Raw genomic sequence first — 21,352 nt, 5'->3', positions numbered from 1 at the left:
GGAGTAGTTGAGGGGCAAGCCTCTTGAGGAAGGAAACGGGAATGACGATCGAGCTCTACACCTGGAACACGCCGAACGGACGCAAGATCTCGGTCGCACTGGAGGAGATGGGGTTGCCCTACAAGGTGATCCCGGTGAACATCACCAAGGGCGAGCAGATGGCGCCCGAGTTCCTCAAGCTCTCTCCCAACAATAAGATCCCCGCGATCGTCGACCCCGAGGGGCCCGACGGCAAGCCGGTCAGCATCTTCGAATCCGGCGCCATCCTGCTTTATCTCGGCGAAAAGACCGGAAAATTCCTGCCGAAATCGCTCAGCCAGCGGATCCCCGTCTACGAATGGCTGATGTGGCAAATGGGCGGCTTCGGGCCGATGCCGGGACAGGTGCACCATTTCATCGCACTGGAAAATGAACAGGATCGCGCCTACGGCTTGAAACGTTTCATGGCGGAGACGCGCCGGCTTTACGGCGTCTTGGACCGGCGGCTCGAGGGGCGCGACTTCGTCGCGGGCGATCTCTCGGTTGCCGATTTTGCCATCCTGGGATGGGCCTGGCGTCATCCTCGCCACAAGGTTGATCTGGCCGACTTCCCCAACGTCAAGCGCTGGTACGACGCGCTGATGGCGCGTCCGGCGGTGAAGCGGGGCATGGAGGCGAAGCTGGATTAGTCTGAGCTCTCACGCCTCGTGCCCCGGACGCGACGCAGCGGTCCCGGCGATGCGAAGCATCGTGCGGTGCGGTGCGGTGCAGAGCCGGGGCCCATGCCTTTGCGATCTCGTTCTTGGCCTTCTGGGTCCCGGCTCTGCGCAGCAGCGCAAGAGCGCTGCAGCGCGTCCGGGACACGAGCGAGCGGCTTGTGACGTCGGCTACACCTTCTTCGCTTCGACCGCCATCCGCACCGCGAGCCCGGCCAGCACCGTCCCCATCAGCCAGCGCTGCACCAGCATCCAGCTCGGCCGGTTCGCCAGGAACAGCGCGATCGATCCGGCCACGAGCGCGATCATCGCATTGACGCTGACGCTGATCGCGATCTGGATCGCGCCCAGCACCACCGATTGCGTCAGCACGCTGCCGGCGGCGGGATCGATGAACTGCGGCAGCAATGCCAGATACAGCATCGCGATTTTCGGGTTGAGCAGGTTGGTGACGAATCCCATCGCGAACAATTTGCGCGGGCTGTCGATCGCGAGCTTTCTCACCTGGAACGGCGAACGCCCGCCCGGCTTCACCGCCTGCCAGGCGAGCCACAGCAAGTATCCGGCACCGGCAAAGCGCAGCGCGTCATAAGCGAAAGGAATGGCGAGCAGCAGCGCCGTGATACCGAACGCCGCGCACAGCATATAGAACACGAAGCCGAGCGCGACGCCGCCGAGCGAGACGATGCCGGCCGCGGCACCCTGCGTGATCGAGCGCGAAATCAGATAGATCATGTTCGGTCCCGGCGTGAGCACGAGACCGAGGCAGACGAGAGCGAAGCCGAGCAGGGCGGAGGTGTGGGGCATGGGTGAACCGGTGCGGGAGATGGCACGGTTCTAATAGGCGAGACCTTGCCGGGCCATCGCGCAATTGCTCGGAGGACAATTAGGTTCTCGCCACGCGCTCGCTGCGCTCCCTCGCCCCGCACTTGCGGGGAGAGGGTTGGGGTGAGGGGCCTCTCTCCCCAGGGCGAGGTCGACGTGAGACTTGTACCCCCTCACCCGGATCGCAAGAGCGATCCGCCCTCTCCCCGCAAGCGGGGAGAGGTGAAGAGAGAGCGCTAGTGAGCCTCGTCCCAGTTGGTCGCCGCGCGCGCATCGACGTGCAGCGGCACTGACAGCAGCACGGCCGGGAACGGCGCGTCCTGCATGACCTTCTGCACGACGGGGAGCGTCGCCTCGACCTCGTCGTCGGGCACCTCGAAGATCAATTCGTCGTGCACCTGGAGCAGCATCTGCGCCGAGAGCTTCTTTTCGGCGAGCGCATCCTCCACGCGCGTCATGGCGCGGCGGATGATGTCGGCCGCGGTGCCCTGGAGCCGGGCGTTGATCGCGGCGCGCTCGTTGAAGGCGCGCACCGAGGCGTTGGAGGCCTTGATGTCGGGGTAGTGGCACTTGCGGCCGAACAGCGTGGTGACGTAGCCGTGGTTGCGGCAGAAGTCGCGCGTCTCGTCCATGTAGGCGCGGATGCCGGGGAAACGCTCGAAATATTTCTTGATGTAGGCCGAAGCCTCCTCGCGCGCGATGCCGAGCTGGTTGGCAAGGCCGAACGCGGAGATGCCGTAGATGATGCCGAAATTGATCGCCTTGGCGCGTCGGCGGATCTCGCTGGGCATGCCCTTGATCGGCACGCCGAACATCTCCGACGCGGTCATGGCATGAATGTCGAGCCCGTCGCGAAACGCCTGCTTCAGCACGGGGATGTCGGCGATCTCGGCGAGCAGTCGCAGCTCGATCTGTGAATAATCGGCTGACACCAGCTTGTGTCCGGGTGTCGCGACGAAGGCGCGGCGGATCTTGCGGCCATCCTCGGTGCGCACCGGAATGTTCTGCAAGTTCGGCTCGTTCGACGACAATCGCCCCGTCGTGGTCGCGGCCAGCGCGTAGGTCGTGTGCACGCGATGCGTCTGCGGATTGACATAGGTCGGCAACGCGTCGGTGTAGGTCGATTTCAGTTTGGAGACCTGACGCCACTCCAAAATCTTCTTCGGGAAGTCGTGGCCCTGCTCGGCGAGCTCATCGAGCACCTGGGCGGTGGTCGACCATGCGCCGGTCTTGGTCTTGGTGCCGCCGGGCAGTCCCATCTTGCCGAACAGGATGTCGCCGATCTGCTTGGGGCTGCCGACATTGACCGGCTCGCCCGCGAGCTCCTGGATCTCGGCCTCGACGCGCGCTGCGGTCTGGGCAAAGTCGCCGGAGAGGCGCGACAAGACCTGGCGATCGATCGAGATGCCGCGCCGCTCCATGCGTGCGAGCACCGATACCAGCGGCCGCTCCAGGGTCTCGTAGACCGCGCTCATGTGCTCGGCGACGAGGCGCGGCTTCAGCACGCGCCAGACGCGCAAGGCGACGTCGGCGGCTTCCGCCGACAGTGGCGCGGCCTTGTCGATCGGCACCTGGTCGAAGGTGATCTTGCCCTTGCCGCTGCCGAGCAGCTCGTTTTCCTTCAGCATGGCATGACCGAACCAGCGCTCGGACAGCGATTCCAGGGCATGCGAGCCGCGGCCGGCGTCGAGCACGTAGGAGATCAACAGCGCATCGTCGATGTTGCGCAGGGTGATGCCGTGCTGCGCCAGCATCACGGCGGTGAACTTGACGTCGAAACCGATCTTGAGAATGCCGGCTGATTCCAGCACCGGCCGCAGCGCTTGCAGTGCGTCGTCATGCCTGACCTGGTCCGGCGCGAGGCCGGCATCGAACAGGCCGGCGCCGCCGCCGGATTGCTTGTGCGCCAGCGGCACGTAGCAGGCCTCGTTCGGTGCCAGTGCCAGCGCGATGCCGCAAAGATCGGCCTGCATCGGATCGATCGAGTTGGCTCTCGTCTCGATCGCGACATGGCCGGCATCATGGATGCGCGCGATGAAGGCGTCGAGCTCCTTGAGCGTCTTGATGGTCTGGTATTTGCTGCGATCGACCGGAAGCTTGCGTAGCGCCTCTTCGCGCGCGGTGGCGAGCGAGATCGGCGCACCCTTCGGGCTCGCAGCCTTGTCCTCCTTCCCCGCCGACTTGTTGCGCTCGACCGGCATGGTCTGCGCCGGTGTGCCGGTCCCCGGTGCGGGCACGACGTCCGAAGGCGGTAGCGGCGAGAATACGCTCGCGCCCTTTGCGTAGCCGGGATCGGCATCGACGTTGGCGGGATCGATCTGCGAATATTCGGCGACACGTCGCGTCAGCGTCGTGAACTCCATCGCCTTCAGGAAGGCGATCAGCTTGCGCGCGTCGGGCTCGTGGACGGCGAGATCGTCCAGCGGCACCTCGAGATCGACCTTGTCGTCGAGCAACACGAGCTGCCGCGAGATCCGCGCCTTCTCTGCGTTCTCGAGCAGCGCCTCGCGCCGTTTTGGCTGCTTGATCTCGCCGGCGCGGAACAGCAATTGGTCGAGGTCGCCATACTCGATGATCAGCTGCGCCGCGGTCTTGACGCCGATGCCGGGCACGCCGGGCACATTGTCGGTGGAATCGCCGGCAAGAGCCTGCACCTCGACCACCTTGTTCGGCGGCACGCCGAACTTCTCGATCACCTCGGGGATGCCGATGCGGCGGTCCTTCATGGTGTCGTACATGGTGACGCAATCGGTGACGAGCTGCATCAGATCCTTGTCGGACGACACGATGGTTGCGCTGGCGCCGCGCTCGCAGGCCTGTCGCACATAGGTCGCAATGAGATCGTCGGCCTCGAAGCCGACCTGTTCCAGGCAGGGCAGGTCGAAGGCGCGGACGGCCTCGCGGATCAGCGCGAATTGCGGAATCAGATCGTCAGGCGCAGGCGGCCGGTGCGCCTTGTAGTCCGGATAGATCTTGTTGCGGAAGGTGATCTCCGACTTGTCGAAGACGATGGCAAGATGCGTCGGCCGGTTGTCTTCGGGCATCTCGCGCAAGAGCTTCCACAGCATGTTGCAGAAGCCGAGCACGGCATTGACCTGGAGACCGTCGGACTTGCGGTTCAGCGGCGGCAGCGCGTGATAGGCGCGGAAGATGTAGGAGGAACCGTCGACCAGGAAGACGTGGTCGCCCTTGCCGGCCGCCTTCGCCGCCACCGGTTTGGCAGCAGCTGTCGCAACGGCGGGTTTGGTCTCGGCCGCAGCCTTGGGCGCGGCCTTGGTGTCGGCTTTGGCAGTGGTCTTCGGGGCTGTTTTGGGCATGGCCGCAATGTATGAATTTTTGCGGGCTTTGACAGCCTTGGGAGGCGGATTTTTGGCTTGCTGGCGCCGCTATCCCCACTGTCATTCCACGGCTTGACCGGGGAATCCAGTACGCCGCGGCCTATCGGTCGACAACGACTGCCTCTGGAACAATGGGTCGCCCGGTCCCGGCTACGCGAAGGCTTCGCCGGCTCTTCGGTGTTGGGCCGGCGAAGCTTTAGCGAAGACGGCAAGCCGGGCGACGACACACCGAGACGCGGCTACTCCGCCGCCTGCAGCCGTACGCCTGCCTTTCTCGGCGCGATCCAAAACGCATCCGGTCGCTCGAACAGGAAGCGCGCATTGAGGCGCAGGGCCATCTGCCAGATCGCCAGCGCTCCGAGCACGCCGGCGATGGTGACCACCAGCGACACCGTGCCGATGTCGGCAATGACGCCCGAGCGCAGCAGCAGCGTCCGCGTCGCCGCCATTGGCAGGAAGAAGGCGAGATAGATCACGATCGAATGCTCGCCGCAGAAGCGGAGGAAGTTGAGCCACTGTGCGCGCGCGAGCAGCGTGCCCGTCGTGATGATGGCGCAGGCGCCGGCAAAGCCGAGCACGAGCGAGACGATCGCCCATTCGCTGGCACCCCATGCGACCAGGCCGGCATTGACCAGCGCCCAGGTGGCGAGCGCTGCAAGCGCGAGAGCCGGATGATTGCGCGCGCGATCCGACAGGGCGAACACGTATGGCGCGAACAGGTAACCTGAATAGAAATAGACGAAGCGCGTGCAGAACTCGTCGATGACGGTCCAGCCGGTCGTGATCCGTGCGGTCTCCAGCGCGGCGGCGAGAAGCCAGATCGCGGGCGGCGGGACTTTGCGTGTCAGTTTCGTGACGACGAAGAAGATCGGCAACAGATAGATGAACCACAGCGTGCCGAACGGCTCGATGAAGGATTCGAGGTAAAGCAAGCCGACCGCGCGCCAACTGGTCTCCGCGGCAAAGGCCGGCGCCTTGAAGCCGAACTGGATTGTCACCCAGACGACATAAAAATAGGCGAAATGCACCACCTTGCGGTCGAGATAGGTTCGCCAGTCCCGATCAATCACCAGAGAGAGGAACAAGCCCGAGATCAGGAAGAAATCCGGCATCCGGAACGGCTTTGCGAAGGCCACGGCGACATGCATGAAGCCGGTCTGCCCGGCGGCGAGCTCGACCCCCAGCACCGAATGCATCATCACGACCATGACGATGCAGATGCCCTTGGCGTAGTCGACCCAGTCGACGCGCGCGGCCGAACGCGCCTTGGAAACCCCGGCCGCCGCGATTGTGCCTGATCGTGCCATGGTGTCCCTTTTCGAGGCGCGTTCCGCCCGTCCCTGTGTGGGTGTGGGGCAGTTTGGAGCCCAGTGGTTGCCGACTTCTTTACCGGTTCAAATCGCGGGCCGGTTTTTGCATGCGGACTGTTCCATGACCTTGAGAAAATGCTAAACCGCCTCGAATTGGGCTTCCGTTAACCAAGCTGGAACAGGATTTTTCATGCGAATTGCGATGATCGGCACGGGCTATGTGGGATTGGTGTCCGGCGCCTGTTTTGCGGATTTCGGCCACGACGTCACCTGCGTCGACAAGGATGAGAAGAAGATCGCGGCGCTCCATCGCGGCGAGATCCCGATCTACGAGCCCGGGCTGGACGAGCTGGTGGCGAACAATGTCAGGGCCAAGCGGCTGGATTTCACCACCGATCTTTCCAAGCCGGTTGCCGATGCCGATGCCGTGTTCATCGCGGTCGGTACGCCCTCGCGCCGCGGCGATGGACACGCTGACCTCTCCTACGTCTACGCCGCCGCCCGTGAGATCGCGCAGTCGCTTACCGGCTTCACCGTGGTGGTGACGAAATCGACCGTGCCGGTCGGCACCGGCGACGAGGTCGAGCGCATCATCCGCGAAGCCAATCCCAAGGCCGATGTGGTTGTCGCCTCCAACCCCGAATTCCTGCGCGAGGGCGCGGCGATCCGCGATTTCAAATTCCCCGACCGCATCGTGGTCGGCACCTCCGACGAGCGCGGCCGCAAGGTGATGGGCGACATCTACCGCCCGCTGTCTTTGAACCAGGCGCCGCTGATGTTCACCGCGCGGCGTACCGCCGAGATGATCAAATACGCCGCCAACGCGTTCCTGGCGACCAAGATCACCTTCATCAACGAGATCGCCGATCTCTCCGAAAAGGCCGGCGCCAACGTCCAGGAGGTCGCGCGCGGCATTGGCCTCGACAACCGCATCGGCACCAAGTTCCTGCATGCCGGTCCCGGCTTCGGCGGCTCGTGCTTCCCAAAGGACACCAAGGCCTTGATCAAGATCGCGCAGGATTACGACGTCAACCTGCGCATCGTCGAATCCGTGCTGGCGGTCAACGAGAACCGCAAGCGCGCAATGGCGCGGAAAGTGAGCCAGGCGCTCGGCGGGGGCTTGCGCGGCAAGACCATCGCTGTGCTCGGCCTCACCTTCAAGCCCGACACCGACGACATGCGCGATGCGCCGTCGATCCCGCTGGTGACAGGCCTGATCGACATGGGCGCGAAGGTGAAGGCGTTCGATCCGGTCGGCATGGAGCAGGCCAAGAGCGAGCTGCCCGATATCACCTATTGCGAGGACGCCTATTCCTGCGCACAAGGCGCCGACGCGCTCGTCATCGTCACCGAATGGGTGCAGTTCCGCGCGCTCGATCTCGACCGGTTGAAAGCGACCATGGCGCAGCCGGTCGTCGTCGACCTCCGCAACATCTACCGCCCCGAAGACATGGAAGCCGCCGGCTTCACCTATGAGAGCGTCGGCCGGCCGTCGGTGCAGGGCTGATAGTCACACATGATTGTCATATCTCGCGAAGGCGGGGTATCCAGTAGCCCGTGACCTTCGTAATAATTGGGATCTGAGTTACTGGATCGCCGGCCCCAGTGCGCAATTGCGCACAGGGCAGACGATGACGGACCGAGACTTTTGCCCCGCAGCTTCGACACGCCCCTCCCAATCGATGCCGTGCTCGACGATTTGTCGCGCACGCTGGAGGCGCACAACGCGGCCGTGCTGGTGGCGCCGCCGGGCGCTGGCAAGACCACACGGGTGCCGCTGGCGCTGCTGGATGCGCCCTGGGCCAGCGATAAGAAGATCATCGTGCTGGAGCCGCGCCGCATCGCCGCGCGCGCCAGTGCCGATCGCATGGCCAAATCGCTCGGCGAGCGCACTGGGGAAACCGTCGGCTACCGTGTCCGCTTCGGCTCCAAGATCTCGCGCGCGACGCGCATCGAGGTCGTGACCGAGGGCATTTTCACTCGCCAGATTCTCGACGATCCCGAACTCTCCGGCATCGCCGCCATCCTGTTCGACGAATTTCACGAGCGCTCGCTCGACGCCGATCTCGGCCTCGCACTGGCGCGTGATGCGCAAACCGGCCTGCGCGAGGACTTACGGATCCTTGTGATGTCGGCCACGCTCGATGGTGCGCGGGTCGCTAAATTGCTCGGCGAGGCGCCCGTCGTCGAGAGCGAGGGCCGCGCCTTTCCGGTCGAGACGCGCTATCTCGGCCGCAAGGCGGATGCGCCGATCGAGCGGCAGATGGTGGATGCGATTGCGTACGCGTTGCGCGCCGACAGCGGCTCGGTGCTGGCGTTCCTGCCGGGCGCCGCCGAGATCCGCCGGACCCAGAACTTTCTCGGCGAGCGCGTGCAGGACGCCTCCATCGAGATCGTGCCGCTGTTCGGCGCGCTCGATGCCGCCGTGCAGGACCGCGCCATCGCGCCGGCGCCAAAGGGCACGCGCAAGGTGGTGCTGGCGACCTCGATTGCGGAGACCTCGCTCACCATCGAAGGTGTGCGCATCGTCGTCGATTGCGGTCTTGCCCGGGTGCCGCGCTATGAGCCCGATATCGGCCTGACCAGGCTCGAGACCGTGCGCGCCTCGCGTGCGGCGGTGGACCAGCGCCGCGGCCGCGCCGGCCGCACCGAGCCCGGTGTCTGCTACCGGCTCTGGGACGAGCCGCAGACGGCCTCGCTTGCGCCTTACACGCAGCCGGAAATCCTCAGCGCCGATCTGTCCTCGCTGGTGCTCGATCTCGCGCAATGGGGCGTTGCCGATCCCGCCGCACTGTCGTTCCTCGACCCGCCGCCGCAGCCGGCCTGGAAGGAAGCGAAGAGCCTGCTGACTGAGCTCAACGCGCTCGATGACGACGGCCGCATCACGGCAGAAGGCAAGAGCCTGCGCGCGCTGGCGCTGCCGCCGCGGCTGGCTCGCATGATCGTGGATTCGCATCGTGCAGGCAGCGGCGAGGCCGCCGCCGAGATCGCCGCGATCATCACCGAGCGCGGATTAGGCGGCGACAGCGTCGATCTCGAGCACCGCCGCGACCAGTTCCGCCGTGACCGCTCGCCGCGCGCCGCCAGCGCGCGCGATCTGGCGCGCCGCTGGGCCTCGCAGGTCGCGGCAGCGGAAAAGGCAGGGCAGCAAGAGGATCTTTCGACCGGCCTGATGCTCGCTTATGCATTTCCGGATCGCGTCGCGCGCAACCGCGGCAATGGCAGCTTCGTGCTGGCTAACGGCCGTGGCGCTGCCGTCGAGCAGACCTCCTCGCTCGCCCGCGCGCCTTACATCGCGATCGGCGAGATGACGGGGACGGCGGCGAGCGGACGCATCCTGCTCGCGGCGCAAATCACGGAGGACGAGATCGAGCGGCATTTCGTCGAGCATATCGAGACAGCCGACGAGATCTCCTTTGATCGCGGCGCGATGGCGCTGCGCGCGCGGCGCAAGCGCGTGCTGCACGCGATTGCGCTGTCCGAAGCGACGCTTGCCGTCTCGCCCTCCGAGAACACGGCGCGCATCTTTGCAGATGGCCTGATCGCCGTCGGTCTCGACCGGCTGCCCTGGTCGAAGGCGGCCAAGCAATGGCGTGATCGCGTGATGTTCCTGCGCAAGGCCGAGGGCGACAGCTGGCCCGATCTGTCGGACGACGGATTGATCGCGCGGCGCGACGATTGGCTGGTGCCGGCGCTCTACGACAAGGTCGCGCTCAAGGATATCTCCGCCGGCGAGCTCTCCGACGCGCTGATGGCGCTGCTGCCATGGGAGATGCGCGCGCGGCTCGACCGCGAGGCGCCGACGCATTTCGAAGCACCGACCGGAAGCGTGCTCGCGATCGACTACGAGGCCGAGCAGGGGCCGACGATCGCGGTGCGGCTCCAGGAATTGTTCGGCCTCAACACCCATCCCTCGATCGCCGCCGGCAAGGTGCCGCTGGTGCTGGAATTGCTGTCGCCGGCGCAGCGCCCGGTGCAGGTGACGCGCGATCTCCCCGGCTTCTGGCGCGGCAGCTACACGGCGGTGCGCTCCGACCTGCGCGGCCGCTATCCGCGTCATCCCTGGCCGGATGATCCGGCCAATGCGCTGCCGACCCGGCGGGCAAAGCCGCGCGGGACGTGAAGTTGCATTAACCCTCCGCTCATCCTTTTCGTCAAAATAGCATCGTGCTGACCGCGGCGTTGCTCGCGGGCAAGTGTGCCGCGTGGTGAAATCGGGCTTTCGGCTCGGAAGTGGTGTGATGCGTAACATTATGATCATCGCGGCCGTCATGATCGGCCTCGGCACCTTCATGGCCCAGATGGCGGACAAGATGAGCTCGGCTTCAGCCACCTCGGCGCCGCGCACGACGGTCGCGGTCGCAGCCCCGGCTGGCGGCCGCAGCCTGGCCATCTCCCGCGACGGTCGCGGTCATTTCCAGGCCGAGGGCCGGATCGACGGCCAGCGCATCGGCTTCATGGTCGATACCGGCGCGTCCGTCGTGGCGCTCAACGAGACCTCGGCCGCACGCTTCGGCCTGCGTCCCTCGCGCAGCGAGTACAACGCCACCGTCTCGACCGCCAACGGCACCATCAAGGCCGCGCGCACCCGCATCGCCATGCTCGAGGTCGGCGGCCTCGTCGTGCGCGACGTCGATGCCATGGTGCTGCCGGACGAAGCTCTGTCGGAAAACCTGCTCGGCCTCTCCTTCCTGTCCCGCCTGAAGCGCTTCGAATATGCCAACGGCCAGATGGTGCTGGAGCAGTAGGGCCAGCCCGAATTGGCCCGCCGGGGTCTCCCTTAGGGCGAGCTTGGGTGCTATACTCCGCTGATGGACAGCCCCGACGCGATTGCCATCCTACGACAGTCCGAGCCCGCCCTGCGCGAGCGGGGCGTTTTGCATGCCGCGTTGTTCGGATCGGTCGCGAGGGGTGATCATCATCCCGGCAGCGATATCGACATCATGGTCGAGATCGATCCAGACGCGCGGATCACTGTCTTCGACTACGTCGAGCTCAAGGAATACATTTCCAATCTCTTTGACGGTCCAGTCGACGTGGTCAATCGCGACGGTCTGAAATCATACGTCGCTCCAGCCGCGACGGTCGATGCGGTCTATGCCTTCTGATCGCGTCGACGGGACCCTGCAAGACATCTTGCATCATATCGATTTGGCGACCGAGTTCGCGGGAGCTTTGGATCGCGAGGCCTTCGCGGCGGATCTGCGGGCAGTCTATGCTGTAACGCGGTGTCTGGAGATCATCTCAGAGGCGTCGCGCCGCCTGCCGGAGGATCTGAAGGTCAGGCACCCAGCAATCGCATGGAGGCAGATGGCAGCGGCGGGCAATGTCTATCGCCACAACTATGAAGATGTTGCAGCACGTCTTGTATGGGAAACTGTTCAGCAGGCTCTGCCAGCACTCAAGGCAGTGGTCGAAGAGGAGATTGCACGGCTGCAGAGCTAGCCCATTCCGGTCATACATTTGGTACCGCCCTCGCGGTAACGTTGCTTCGTTACCAAACTGCCGCAATTATCGGCCATAAGCCTGCATTCCCGCCTTTCGCTGCGGCCTGGCCTTCGCTAAGGCTGCAGCAAATCCTGCCCCCTTTATTCACGAGACCGTCTCAATGTTCCCGAAGCCGAAATCCGTATTGTTGCCCAACACCTACGCCTTCGAATCCGAGCCGATGGTGAAGCCGACGGGCTTTCGCGAATATGATGCGCGCTGGTTATTCCAGAAGGAAATCAACCTCATGGGTGTGCAGGCGCTCGGCATGGGGCTGGGCGCGCTGATCGCCGAGCTTGGCGTGCGCCAAGAGATCGTCACCGGCCATGATTTCCGCGGCTATTCGGCCTCGATCAAATATGCGCTGATCTCCGGCCTCATGGCTGCGGGCTGCAAGGTGCACGACATTGGCCTTGCGGTGACGCCGATGGCCTATTTCGCGCAGTTCGACTTAGATGTGCCCTGCGTCGCAATGGTCACGGCCTCGCACAACGACAATGGCTGGACCGGCGTGAAGATGGGCGCCAATCGCCCGCTGACCTTCGGCCCCGACGAGATGTCGCGGCTGAAAGAGATCGTCCTCAATGCCGAGTTCAAGAACAAGGCGGGCGGCTCCTACCAATTCCACGAGAACTATCCGGCGCGCTACATCGCCGACCTCACCAATCGCCCGAAGCTTGAGCGCAAGCTCAAGGTCGTAGCCGCCTGCGGCAACGGCACCGCCGGCGCCTTCGCACCTCAGGTGCTGGAAGCGATCGGCTGCGAGGTGATTCCGCTCGACACCGAGCTCGACCACACCTTCCCGAAATACAATCCGAACCCGGAAGACATGGAGATGCTGCACGCCATCCGCGATGCGGTGCTGCATCACAAGGCCGATGTCGGCCTCGGCTTCGACGGTGACGGCGACCGTTGCGGCGTCGTCGACAACACCGGCGAGGAGATCTTTGCCGACAAGGTCGGCGTGATGCTGGCGCGCGACATGTCGGCGATCCACAAGGAGGCCCAGTTCGTCGTCGACGTGAAGTCGACCGGCCTGTTCGTCACCGATCCTGTGCTGCAGAAGCAGGGCGCCAAGATCGCCTATTGGAAGACCGGCCACTCCTACATGAAGCGCCGCACCAACGAGATGGGCGCGCTGGCGGGCTTCGAGAAGTCTGGCCACTTCTTCTTCAACAAGCCGTTCGGCCGCGGCTATGACGACGGCCTCGTGTCGGCGATCGCGATCTGCGACATGCTCGACCGCGCGCCCGGCAAGTCGATGGCCGACCTGAAGAACGCGCTGCCAAAAACCTGGTCATCGCCGACCATGTCGCCGCACTGCGCCGATGAGGTCAAATACGGCGTCATCGACAAGGTGGTGAAGCACTTCGAAGGCTTGCAGGCCAACGGCGCCAAGATCGGCGGCCAGGCGATCCGCGATCTCGTCACCGTCAACGGTGTGCGCGTTACGGTGGAAGACGGCAGCTGGGGCCTGGTGCGCGCGTCCTCCAACAAGCCCGAGCTCGTCGTCGTCGTCGAGAGCCCGGTGTCCGGGCAGCGCATGCACGACATGTTCGAGATGGTGAACAGCGTACTGCGCACGCATCCCGAGGTTGGCGAGTACAATCAGAAGATCTGATTGGTGACTGCCCGCCGCGACGGCGGTGCGCTCCCTCGCCCCGTTCTTACGGGGAGAGGGTAGGGGTGAGGGGCTCTCTCCGCACGTGAGATCGTCCGAGATGTGTACCCCCTCACCCGGATTGCATCTTGCGATGCAATCCGATCTCTCCCCGCAAGCGGGGAGAGATGAAAGCTAAGCCGCAACCACCGCCGGGATCGGCAGCGCCGTGACCGACTTGATCTTCTCCATCGCGAAACGCGACGTGACATTCTTCAGCGGCACAGCGCTGATCAGCTTCTTGTAGAACACGTCATAGGCCTGCATGTCCGCGACCACGACGCGCAGCATGTAATCGACGTCGCCGGCCATGCGGTAGAACTCCATCACCTCGGGCATGGCGCTGACGGCTTCGGCGAACCGCTTCAGCCAAGCGTCGGAATGGTCGGAGCTTTCGACCGACACGAACACGGAGATGCCGAGCCCGATCTTGTTCTGGTCGACGAGGGCGACCCGCTTCAGGATGACGCCGTCGGCTTCCAGCCGCTGGATTCGCTTCCAGCAGGGGGTCGAGGACAGGCCAACGCGGTCGCCGATCTCGGCGACGGAGAGGGACGCATCTTCCTGGAGCACCATCAGGATCTTGCGGTCGATGGCATCGAGGCGGCGGCTGGTCTCGGGAGGCTGGACGGCGAGGTCGGTCATTTGAAGAACTTTGTTCCATTTCAGGGGCAGATTTCCCTGATATAGAGAAAATCCTTCCACGACAAGCCTATAATCTGCGCGCGGCAGTGGAATTGCTCTAGGGGTGCTCGCGTAAAAACTCTTCAACTTCAATGCGTTGTGGGGCGGCGAGGCCGCCGCCATGGCGGGTGCATTTCAGCGCTGCGGCGGCCGCGGCGAATCGCAGCGCCTCCCGCACTCCCTTACCTTCGGCGAGGCAAAGCGCGAAGGCGCCATGGAAGACGTCGCCGGCACCAAGCGTATCGACGGCCTGGACCGGGAAGGCCGGGGTCTCCTCAAGCGCGCCCGCCTCGTCCAGCCAGATCGTGCCATGCGGGCCGCGGGTGGCGGCGAGGAAGGCCGGCGTCAGGGTGGCGAGACGCTTCAGTGCTTCGCCGTCGTCGGCAATGCCGGCCGTCTCCTGCACCTGTTCGCTGGCGAACAGTAGGTGCGAGGCGGCGACGAGCAGCTCGTCCTGCAACGACATCGCGCGGTCGACGCCAACGATGATGGGAATGCCGCGCTGGCGTGCCTCGGTGCAGAGATCGATGCAGAAGGTGCCGCAGCGACTCTCGATCAGCACCGCCTGGCAATCGCCCAGCAGCTCGTCAGCGTCGGGCAGGTTCACGTTCCACAGGCCGGGATCGCGATAGATCGTGAGCGTGCGCTCGCCCGAGGGCTCGATCATGATCGCGGAGACCGGCGTGGTCAGTCCGGGCATACGCATGATGTGCGTGGTGTCGATTCCCTCCTGCGCCATCTGCGCGAGAATGAAATCGCTCGAGGTCTCCCGCGCATCGCCCATTGGGCCTGCAAACGCGACGCGGCCGCCAAGTCGTGCCATCGCGATGGCGGCGTTGAGCGCATTGCCGCCGCAGATCTCCGCGAGATGCGTGGCGTTCGCCTTGCTGCCGCGCGCGGGCACGGCCTCGACGCGAAAGGTGAGATCGCGCACGGGAATGCCGATGCAGACGACGCGCGGCGCGCTCCCGGATAGCACCATCGCCGGTCAGCTCTTGTCGTGCACCCAGCGGCCGAGCAAATGATGGGCGATGGCGAAGGGATGCGGCCCGGCGAGCCCGTCCGGATGTGTTCGCGTCAGCATCTTCGCCGCCTCCTCGCGCGAGAACCAGCGCGCGTCTTCCAGCTCCATGCGATCGACCACGATGTCCTCGTTCAGCGCCCGTGCGCTGCAACCGATCATCAGCGACGACGGATAGGGCCAGGGCTGGGTCATGTAATATTTCACGTCGGTGCAGTTGATGCCGGACTCTTCCAGGATCTCGCGGCGCACCGCGTCCTCGATGGTCTCGGCGGCCTCGACGAAGCCGGCGAGGCAGGAATACATGCCGGGCGGAAACTGCTTCTGGCGACCGAGCAGGCATTTGTCGCCGGAGGCAACCAGCATGATCACGACCGGGTCGGTCCGCGGAAAATGCTCGGCCTTGCAGGCCGGGCAGTCGCGTTTCCAGCCGCCTTCTTTCATCGCGGTACGCGTGCCGCAATTGGCACAATAGCCGTGGCGCTGATGCCAGCTCACCATCGACTTCGCCATCGCGATCGCCGACAGCTCCTGTGGCGGAAGCGCGCCCTGCATCGCCATGCCGCGCAACTCGGTCACGGTATGATCCTCGCGGCCGACCAGCTTCTCGGCGGCGGCCTGCGACAGGCCCATGCCGAACATGGCGGCGCCATCGCGCAGGCCGAGGAAGATCGTGCCGGGATTGGCGCCGCATTTCAGCGCCTCGTCGATCGAGAGCAGCGCGCGCACCCTGTCACCCTCGCGCTTCACCAGCAGCGAGTCGCGATAGACCACATAGGCGCGCGATGACGGCTTCTGTTCCATCGCGAACAGCTTCTCATCGTCGCGGCGCAGATGCGCGGCGCGGTCGAGAATGTTAGTGACGAAGGCCGGCTGCCCCAGCGGAAACGCGTCGAATGCTGACATTTCTTGTTCTTTCAACCCAACCAGATCTTGCGGCGAAGCGCGCTGATGAAATTCTGCACCTCCGCGGCATCATGCGCCAGCGGCGGCATCACGCCCCATACCGGCCGCGGCCAGGCCGCGTCACTGGTGCGGCGCGCGATGATGTGGACATGCAGCTGCGGCACGAGGTTGCCGAGCGCGGCGATGTTGAGCTTGTCGCATTTGGTGATCTCTTTCAGCGCGCGCGAGACGCGGGAGATCTCCGTCATCAGCTGCGCCTGCTGCACCTCGTCGAGATCGATGATCTCGACCGCGTCAGCGCGCCGCGGCACCAGCAGCAGCCACGGATAATGCGCGTCCTTGATGACCAGCACCTTCGACAGCGGCAGATCGCCGATGTCGATGGTGTCCTCTTTCAGGCGGGAGTGCAGCGACCAGGCGGGTTCGGGCATATGCGTTTCCGGATGGCCCGATCGAAGCGGGCTTGTTGATAAGACCATACGATAGGGATTCTGCCAGGGGAAGGATCGGGCTGCGCTCTAGCTGCATAGACGCTCGTCGTCCCGGGCAAGCGCGCCTCTAGCGCGCGCCGATCCGGGACCCATAACCACAGGGCGTGATTGCTAGGCGAGCTGGCAACTCTGAGTCTTCGCCAAACTCAACCCTTTGGCTATGGTCCCGGGTCTGCGCCGACGCTTGCCCGGGACGACAGCGAGATTGTGGCCTACGCCTCCGCCAGCACCCGCGCGTTGGCGCGGACCGAGGCTTCGCTGACGCGAATGCCGAGGCCGGGACCATCGGGCACGACCACGTGACCGGCGCGGTTGGCGACGCGCTCCTCCAGCACGTCCTCGGTCAGCACGTGATGCGGCATGTAGAATTCGCAGCCGAGCGAGATGCCCGGCGTCGCCGCGATCAGCTGGGTGCCCGCGGCTAGCCCAATGCCGCCCTCCCACAGCGTGCCGCCATAGCCGGGCAGGCCCGCGATGTCCGCGATCGCCATGATCGCCTGCGCCTCGAACAGGCCGCCGGCCTTCATCAGCTTGATCGAGACGGCGTCGGCCGCTTCGCGACGCACCACCTCCATCATGTCGCGGCGATCGAAGCAGCTCTCGTCGGCCAGCACCGGTGTTTCCAGCGCCGCGGTGAGCTGCGCCATCACGTCGAGAAACTTGCGCGGCACCGGCTGCTCGATGAAGGTCGGCGCGAACTCCTCGACATCGCGCAGAGTCTTGATAGCGCCGAACGGCGCCAACGCCTGATTGTAGTCGACGCGCAAATCGACTTTGTCGCCGAATTCCTTCCGGATCGCTTCGAGATGCGCGAGATCCTCGCGATGCGGCTTCACGCCGGTCTTGACCTTGTAGATGACGTTGCCGTCCGGAACCATCTTTCGCATGCGCTCGAGGTCGGCGGCGAAATCCGGATCAGCGATCGAGAAGGAGAGGGGAATGGTGTCACGCACGCGGCCGCCGAGCAGGTCTGCAACCGAAAGCCCGGACGATTTGCCGACGATATCGAGCAGCGCCATCTCGATGCCGACTTTTGCTTCGGCATGTCCGACCAACGCGCGGTCGAGCTCGGCCATCAGCGCACGGATGCGGCGCACGGATTTGCCGAGCAGGACGGGGCGCAGATAGATGTCGAGCGCCGAGAACGCGGCTTCCGGCGTTCCCGTGAACACTTCCCACGGTGCCGCCTCGCCCCAGCCGATCACGCCGTCGTTCGACGTCAGCTCGATCAAGACGCGCTTCACCGTGCCCTTGACGTTGCCGACGCCCTGCAGGCGCGCCATCTTGATCGGGCTTTCGATCAGGAACAGCCGGAGACGTTCGATGGTCGCTTCGGTCATGTCAGGCCTCCATTGACGTGCCAGATCTGGCCGGTGACGTAGGATGCCTTCGGGGATGCCAGGAAGGCGATGATCTCGGCGACCTCCTCGGGCCGCCCGCGCCGACGCATCGGGATCAGCGCCTCGGTCGCGGCGATCTGCTCGGGCGACAGCCGGCTCTCGCTCGGCTTGTCCTTGACGATCAGGCCCGGCGCCACCGCGTTGACGGTGATGCCGTCTTTCGCGAGCTCGATCGCGGTCAGCCGCACCAAGGCTTCGAGCGCGGAGCGACTCGCGGCGGTCGCGGCGAAGGGCGCGAATTCGGGCCGGATCGCGTGCGCGACGAAGGAAGACACGGCGACGATCCGCGCATCTTGGCCCGCGCGTAGCAGCGGCAGGGCCGTCTCGACCATTCGCGTGAAGGCAAGAGCGGATTCGTCCATCGCCTGCCGGAACTGATCCGCCGGCGTGCCGATCGCGCTGCCGCGGCGGGCGTGGCCGCCGACCAGGATCAATCCGTCGAGCCGGCCGAAGGCGGCGTTCGCGGCACCGATGGCGTCGGTGATGGCTGCTTCCTCGGCAAGATCGCCGAGACATTTTGCGACGATCGCGCCTTTCGCTTCGGCGTCCGCCGCGGTCGTGTCGAGGCCCTCTGCGTTCGCGCGCGTGTGGAGCAGCAGCGCGGTGCCCGGCGCCGCGAGCAGTTTTGCGGTGGCGCGGCCGATGCCGCTGGCGGCGCCGGTGACGAGATAGACGCGACTGATATCGGACATCACGATGCCGTTGTGGCCGGCGGCAGCGCGCCGGTGCGGTGGAAATGGCTGAGGAAGGCGCGAGTCGCGCTTTCCCTGGGATTGTCGATCACCTGTCGCGCCGGGCCTTCCTCGACCACGACACCGTCGCGCATGAAGATCAGGCGGTCGGCGACCTCGCGGGCAAACGCAATCTCGTGGGTCACGATCACCATCGTCATGCCCTCGGACGCCAGTCGCTGCATCACGCTCAAGACCTCGCCGACCAATTCAGGGTCGAGCGCCGAGGTCGCCTCGTCGAACAGCATCACGTCAGGCTCCATCGCGAGCGCCCGCGCGATCGCGACGCGCTGCTTCTGGCCGCCGGAGAGCGTTGCCGGATATTGGTCGGCCTTCTCGGCAAGACCCACCTTGGCAAGCTGTGAGCGCGCGAGCGTCTCCGCGTCCGCCCTGGCCATGCGTCGCACCGTGACCGGTCCCTCCATCACGTTCTGCAGCGTTGTCATGTGCGGGAACAGGTTGAAATGCTGGAACACCATGCCGGTGGTGGCGCGGAATTTCGCCAGCGTCTTCACGTCGGGCAGCTTTGAGCCGTCGCCGAACGCAAAGCGGGTGTCGCCGACGCGAACGCTGCCGCCGTCGGGCACGACCAGCAGATTGATGCAGCGGAGCAGCGTCGACTTGCCGGAGCCGGACGGGCCGATCAGCGCGACGACACCGCCCTTGGCGACATCGAGATTGATGTTCTTGAGAACCTCGTTGTTGCCGAAGCTCTTGCGCAAGGACCGGATCTCGATTTTTGGCGTCTCGCTCATTCGCTCACCGCCAGTCGCTTCTCGCCGCGGCGGACGATGATGGTCAGCGGAATCAGGATCGCTGCATAGGCGATCGCAACGGCGGTGTAGGTCTCCAGCGGCCGGTAGCTGTCATGGGCCGCGACCTGGCTCTGATAGACGAGGTCGGGCACCGCCAGCACCGAGACCAGCGAGGTGTTCTTGAACTGGATGATCGACTGGTTCATCAGCGCGGGGATCATGCGCTTGATCGCCTGCGGCAGCACGATGCGCCGCATGGTCTGCGCCGGCGTCATGCCGAGCGCGGCGCCGGCTTCCGACTGGCCGCGGTCGATCGAGACGATGCCGCCGCGGATGATCTCGGAATAGAACGAGCCGCCATAGAGCGAGAGCGCCAGCGCCGAGGCCGTGATCGGCGTCATCTCGACGCCGGCGAGGATCGGCAGCGCGTAATAGAACCAGATCAGCTGCACCAGGATGGGCGTGCAGCGGAACGCCTCGATGAAGGCGAGCGCGGCAAGGCGCAGCGCCTTGAGGCGCGACAGGCTGCCGAACGCGCCGAGCAGCCCGAACAGCAGCCCGCACACCACGATGACCACGGTGAAGCCCACGGTGACGCCAAGCCCGTTGAGAAAGAGCCAGCGATAGCTCCAGAGGATGCCGAAGTCCCAGTGATACATGCGTGCTTTCTTGCTTCACCTCTCCCGCTTGCGGGAGAGGTCGTGTCGCATCGCAGATGCGACGCGGGTGAGGGTTCTTTCCTCTAGGGGAGTCTTGCCAGCCGAGACACCCTCTCCCCAGCCCTCTCCCGCAAGCGGGAGAGGGGGCGCAGCGAGATCGCCGATGCAGCCGCGCCTAATCATGCCCTACAACGAAACGCCCGGCGGAATGTCCGCCTCCGTCACGCCCACCAGCTCCATGTTCGTGATGATCGCGTTGCGGATGAAGCCGAGGCCCTTGTTGAAGTCGATCCAGGTGTTGACATAGTCGCGCCACGTCTTGTCGGTCTCGCGGCGGAAGCCGGCATTGGACGTGGTGGCGAAGATCGGCGTCGGCAGCACGAGCTGGCCGAGCGACGGGTTTTTCTTCAGCACGGTGAGCGACAGCATGGTGATCAGGCACTGCGCGTCGACGCGGCCGGTCTGCAGCGCGGCGGTGGCATCGTCCGCGGTTTTCAGCCGCGTGATCTGCGCCTTCGGCGTCAGGCGGCTGACGACCTGGTCGTGCGAGGAGCCCTGGTCGACCGCGATCTTGATGTCGGGCGAGTTCAGCTCGGCCCAGCTCTTCGGCTTGAAGTCCTTCTTGCAGAGGATGGCGAAGGCGTTGTTGAAGACCGGCACCGAGAAGTCGACCACCAGCGCGCGCTTCGGAGTCGGGTTGAGGCCGAAGAAGATGTCGATCTTGTTGGCCTGCAGGTCGAGCACCGAATTGCCCCAGGTGGTCTCGGTGATCTCGAGCTCGGCCTCCATGTCGTCGGCGAGACCCTTGGCAATATCGATGTAAAAGCCCTTCCACTGGCCGGAAGCGAGGTCCTTCATGTAATAGGGCGCGCCGCCGCCGACCGCGCCGATCCGCATCTTCTTGGTCCGGCGGATGCGGGCGAAGGTCGATTCGTTGGGATCGGCGGTCTGGGCCACGGCCGGGGCGGCCAATGCGGCCGCGGTCACCGCACCAAGTCCGACAATCGATGCAACATCACGACGTGTAACCATGGGGATCAATCGCTTTCCTGGTGGATGGAGTTCCGGCAGGCGTTCTTAGCAAGGTGATCCCTGCGGCGAAAGCACAGCCTATCGGCTGGGCAGGCCGGGAATTGCTCGGGTGCTGGGCAAACTCACGCCGTTCGCCCCCGATACCCGCTTGCTTTCCGCTCCCTTTGGCCCCAAATAGGGACCGGGAGATTGGCGGTGGACGAGCCACTCGCCAACCGGGTCAGGTCCGGAAGGAAGCAGCCCTAACGAGGTCCGGATCGGGTCGCTCGTCAGTCTCCTACCTGTTTTTCGAGCGAATTGCGCCGGCGGCACCAGCCGCCAGCGCGCTCCTTTCCGCAAAAGCCGGCCAAGAGACATT

19 protein-coding genes and 1 other RNA gene are annotated in these 21,352 nt (G+C 65.0%); 8 read left to right on the top strand and 12 right to left on the bottom strand.

Features of this window, described 5'->3' with window-relative positions; genetic code table 11:
• The first annotated feature begins 41 nt into the window (after positions 1–41).
• The gene (locus P6U29_RS39405) at positions 42–668 is read left to right on the top strand and encodes a glutathione S-transferase family protein (protein WP_407115463.1); all 627 of its coding nucleotides are present in this window, start codon (positions 42–44) and stop codon (positions 666–668) included.
• Positions 669–866: 198 nt separating this feature from the next.
• On the opposite strand, the gene P6U29_RS39400 is transcribed toward P6U29_RS39405, so the two are convergent.
• The 3 genes from P6U29_RS39400 to P6U29_RS39390 all read right to left on the bottom strand — a co-directional run bounded on the left by P6U29_RS39400 (position 867) and on the right by P6U29_RS39390 (position 6,165).
• A complete protein-coding gene (locus P6U29_RS39400; RefSeq protein WP_407115462.1) occupies positions 867–1,502 on the bottom strand; it encodes a LysE family translocator in 636 nt (211 codons plus the stop codon).
• A 254-nt stretch (positions 1,503–1,756) separates the two neighbouring features.
• A complete protein-coding gene (gene polA / locus P6U29_RS39395; protein WP_407115461.1) occupies positions 1,757–4,837 on the bottom strand; it encodes a DNA polymerase I in 3,081 nt (1,026 codons plus the stop codon).
• A gap of 260 nt (positions 4,838–5,097) precedes the next feature.
• Positions 5,098–6,165 (bottom strand): acyltransferase family protein, encoded by a 1,068-nt coding sequence (locus P6U29_RS39390; protein WP_407115460.1) that lies wholly within the window; start codon positions 6,163–6,165, stop codon positions 5,098–5,100.
• Between the two features lie 193 nt (positions 6,166–6,358).
• Here P6U29_RS39390 and P6U29_RS39385 point away from each other — a divergent pair, with 193 nt between their 5' ends.
• From P6U29_RS39385 to P6U29_RS39360, 6 genes are all read left to right on the top strand, one after another.
• Positions 6,359–7,675 (top strand): UDP-glucose dehydrogenase family protein, encoded by a 1,317-nt coding sequence (locus P6U29_RS39385; protein WP_407115459.1) that lies wholly within the window; start codon positions 6,359–6,361, stop codon positions 7,673–7,675.
• Between the two features lie 141 nt (positions 7,676–7,816).
• Positions 7,817–10,291, top strand: a complete 2,475-nt coding sequence (gene hrpB, locus P6U29_RS39380) for an ATP-dependent helicase HrpB (RefSeq protein ID WP_407115458.1) — start codon at positions 7,817–7,819, stop codon at positions 10,289–10,291.
• Between the two features lie 118 nt (positions 10,292–10,409).
• A complete protein-coding gene (locus tag P6U29_RS39375) occupies positions 10,410–10,916 on the top strand; it encodes a TIGR02281 family clan AA aspartic protease (RefSeq protein WP_407115457.1) in 507 nt (168 codons plus the stop codon).
• A 63-nt stretch (positions 10,917–10,979) separates the two neighbouring features.
• A complete protein-coding gene (locus P6U29_RS39370; protein WP_407115456.1) occupies positions 10,980–11,276 on the top strand; it encodes a nucleotidyltransferase family protein in 297 nt (98 codons plus the stop codon).
• On the top strand, positions 11,266–11,613 hold the full coding sequence (locus tag P6U29_RS39365; protein WP_407115455.1) for a DUF86 domain-containing protein: 348 nt from the start codon (positions 11,266–11,268) through the stop codon (positions 11,611–11,613). Before P6U29_RS39370 ends, P6U29_RS39365 begins: the two co-directional genes overlap by 11 nt.
• Positions 11,614–11,776: 163 nt before the next feature.
• Complete coding sequence (locus P6U29_RS39360; RefSeq protein ID WP_407115454.1) at positions 11,777–13,276, top strand: phosphomannomutase/phosphoglucomutase; 1,500 nt, start codon at positions 11,777–11,779, stop codon at positions 13,274–13,276.
• Positions 13,277–13,450: 174 nt separating this feature from the next.
• Here the strand turns inward: P6U29_RS39360 and P6U29_RS39355 are convergent, their stop codons facing one another.
• The 9 genes from P6U29_RS39355 to P6U29_RS39315 form a co-directional block, all read right to left on the bottom strand.
• Positions 13,451–13,960 (bottom strand): Lrp/AsnC family transcriptional regulator, encoded by a 510-nt coding sequence (locus P6U29_RS39355; RefSeq protein WP_407115453.1) that lies wholly within the window; start codon positions 13,958–13,960, stop codon positions 13,451–13,453.
• Positions 13,961–14,057: 97 nt separating this feature from the next.
• On the bottom strand, positions 14,058–14,981 hold the full coding sequence (locus tag P6U29_RS39350) for a sugar kinase (protein ID WP_407115452.1): 924 nt from the start codon (positions 14,979–14,981) through the stop codon (positions 14,058–14,060).
• 6 nt (positions 14,982–14,987) lie between these two features.
• Positions 14,988–15,926 (bottom strand): NAD(+) diphosphatase, encoded by a 939-nt coding sequence (gene nudC, locus P6U29_RS39345; RefSeq protein WP_407115451.1) that lies wholly within the window; start codon positions 15,924–15,926, stop codon positions 14,988–14,990.
• 11 nt (positions 15,927–15,937) lie between these two features.
• A complete protein-coding gene (locus P6U29_RS39340) occupies positions 15,938–16,357 on the bottom strand; it encodes an HIT domain-containing protein (protein ID WP_162500491.1) in 420 nt (139 codons plus the stop codon).
• 272 nt (positions 16,358–16,629) lie between these two features.
• Complete coding sequence (locus tag P6U29_RS39335) at positions 16,630–17,757, bottom strand: muconate cycloisomerase family protein (RefSeq protein WP_407115450.1); 1,128 nt, start codon at positions 17,755–17,757, stop codon at positions 16,630–16,632.
• The gene (locus tag P6U29_RS39330; RefSeq protein ID WP_407115449.1) at positions 17,754–18,509 is read right to left on the bottom strand and encodes an SDR family NAD(P)-dependent oxidoreductase; all 756 of its coding nucleotides are present in this window, start codon (positions 18,507–18,509) and stop codon (positions 17,754–17,756) included. Before P6U29_RS39330 ends, P6U29_RS39335 begins: the two co-directional genes overlap by 4 nt.
• Positions 18,509–19,303 carry an amino acid ABC transporter ATP-binding protein gene (locus tag P6U29_RS39325; protein ID WP_407115448.1) on the bottom strand — a complete coding sequence of 265 codons (795 nt, stop codon included), beginning with the start codon at positions 19,301–19,303 and terminating at the stop codon, positions 18,509–18,511. The genes P6U29_RS39330 and P6U29_RS39325 overlap by 1 nt, the downstream gene beginning before the upstream one ends.
• On the bottom strand, positions 19,300–19,962 hold the full coding sequence (locus tag P6U29_RS39320) for an amino acid ABC transporter permease (RefSeq protein WP_407115447.1): 663 nt from the start codon (positions 19,960–19,962) through the stop codon (positions 19,300–19,302). The genes P6U29_RS39325 and P6U29_RS39320 overlap by 4 nt, the downstream gene beginning before the upstream one ends.
• A 186-nt stretch (positions 19,963–20,148) precedes the next feature.
• Complete coding sequence (locus P6U29_RS39315; protein WP_407115446.1) at positions 20,149–20,994, bottom strand: transporter substrate-binding domain-containing protein; 846 nt, start codon at positions 20,992–20,994, stop codon at positions 20,149–20,151.
• A 184-nt stretch (positions 20,995–21,178) separates the two neighbouring features.
• Here P6U29_RS39315 and ffs point away from each other — a divergent pair.
• Positions 21,179–21,275: signal recognition particle sRNA small type (ffs, locus tag P6U29_RS39310), an RNA gene on the top strand.
• The last annotated feature ends 77 nt before the right edge of the window (positions 21,276–21,352 follow it).

Source organism: Bradyrhizobium sp. LMG 9283 (assembly GCF_045571415.1).
GTDB lineage: Bacteria > Pseudomonadota > Alphaproteobacteria > Rhizobiales > Xanthobacteraceae > Bradyrhizobium.
The sequence above is the reverse complement of the archived record's forward strand: the minus strand, read 5'-3'. Positions and strand labels throughout refer to the sequence as shown.

What these genes read in the sequence shown, in the direction of transcription:
- P6U29_RS39405 (WP_407115463.1), top strand. Translation starts at nt 42, where the DNA reads ATGACGATCGAGCTCTACACCTGGAACACGCCGAACGGACGCAAGATC.
- P6U29_RS39400 (WP_407115462.1), bottom strand. Translation starts at nt 1,502, where the DNA reads ATGCCCCACACCTCCGCCCTGCTCGGCTTCGCTCTCGTCTGCCTCGGT.
- polA (WP_407115461.1), bottom strand. Translation starts at nt 4,837, where the DNA reads ATGCCCAAAACAGCCCCGAAGACCACTGCCAAAGCCGACACCAAGGCC.
- P6U29_RS39390 (WP_407115460.1), bottom strand. Translation starts at nt 6,165, where the DNA reads ATGGCACGATCAGGCACAATCGCGGCGGCCGGGGTTTCCAAGGCGCGT.
- P6U29_RS39385 (WP_407115459.1), top strand. Translation starts at nt 6,359, where the DNA reads ATGCGAATTGCGATGATCGGCACGGGCTATGTGGGATTGGTGTCCGGC.
- P6U29_RS39375 (WP_407115457.1), top strand. Translation starts at nt 10,410, where the DNA reads ATGCGTAACATTATGATCATCGCGGCCGTCATGATCGGCCTCGGCACC.
- P6U29_RS39370 (WP_407115456.1), top strand. Translation starts at nt 10,980, where the DNA reads ATGGACAGCCCCGACGCGATTGCCATCCTACGACAGTCCGAGCCCGCC.
- P6U29_RS39365 (WP_407115455.1), top strand. Translation starts at nt 11,266, where the DNA reads ATGCCTTCTGATCGCGTCGACGGGACCCTGCAAGACATCTTGCATCAT.
- P6U29_RS39360 (WP_407115454.1), top strand. Translation starts at nt 11,777, where the DNA reads ATGTTCCCGAAGCCGAAATCCGTATTGTTGCCCAACACCTACGCCTTC.
- P6U29_RS39355 (WP_407115453.1), bottom strand. Translation starts at nt 13,960, where the DNA reads ATGACCGACCTCGCCGTCCAGCCTCCCGAGACCAGCCGCCGCCTCGAT.
- P6U29_RS39350 (WP_407115452.1), bottom strand. Translation starts at nt 14,981, where the DNA reads ATGGTGCTATCCGGGAGCGCGCCGCGCGTCGTCTGCATCGGCATTCCC.
- nudC (WP_407115451.1), bottom strand. Translation starts at nt 15,926, where the DNA reads ATGTCAGCATTCGACGCGTTTCCGCTGGGGCAGCCGGCCTTCGTCACT.
- P6U29_RS39340 (WP_162500491.1), bottom strand. Translation starts at nt 16,357, where the DNA reads ATGCCCGAACCCGCCTGGTCGCTGCACTCCCGCCTGAAAGAGGACACC.
- P6U29_RS39335 (WP_407115450.1), bottom strand. Translation starts at nt 17,757, where the DNA reads ATGACCGAAGCGACCATCGAACGTCTCCGGCTGTTCCTGATCGAAAGC.
- P6U29_RS39330 (WP_407115449.1), bottom strand. Translation starts at nt 18,509, where the DNA reads ATGTCCGATATCAGTCGCGTCTATCTCGTCACCGGCGCCGCCAGCGGC.
- P6U29_RS39325 (WP_407115448.1), bottom strand. Translation starts at nt 19,303, where the DNA reads ATGAGCGAGACGCCAAAAATCGAGATCCGGTCCTTGCGCAAGAGCTTC.
- P6U29_RS39320 (WP_407115447.1), bottom strand. Translation starts at nt 19,962, where the DNA reads ATGTATCACTGGGACTTCGGCATCCTCTGGAGCTATCGCTGGCTCTTT.
- P6U29_RS39315 (WP_407115446.1), bottom strand. Translation starts at nt 20,994, where the DNA reads ATGGTTACACGTCGTGATGTTGCATCGATTGTCGGACTTGGTGCGGTG.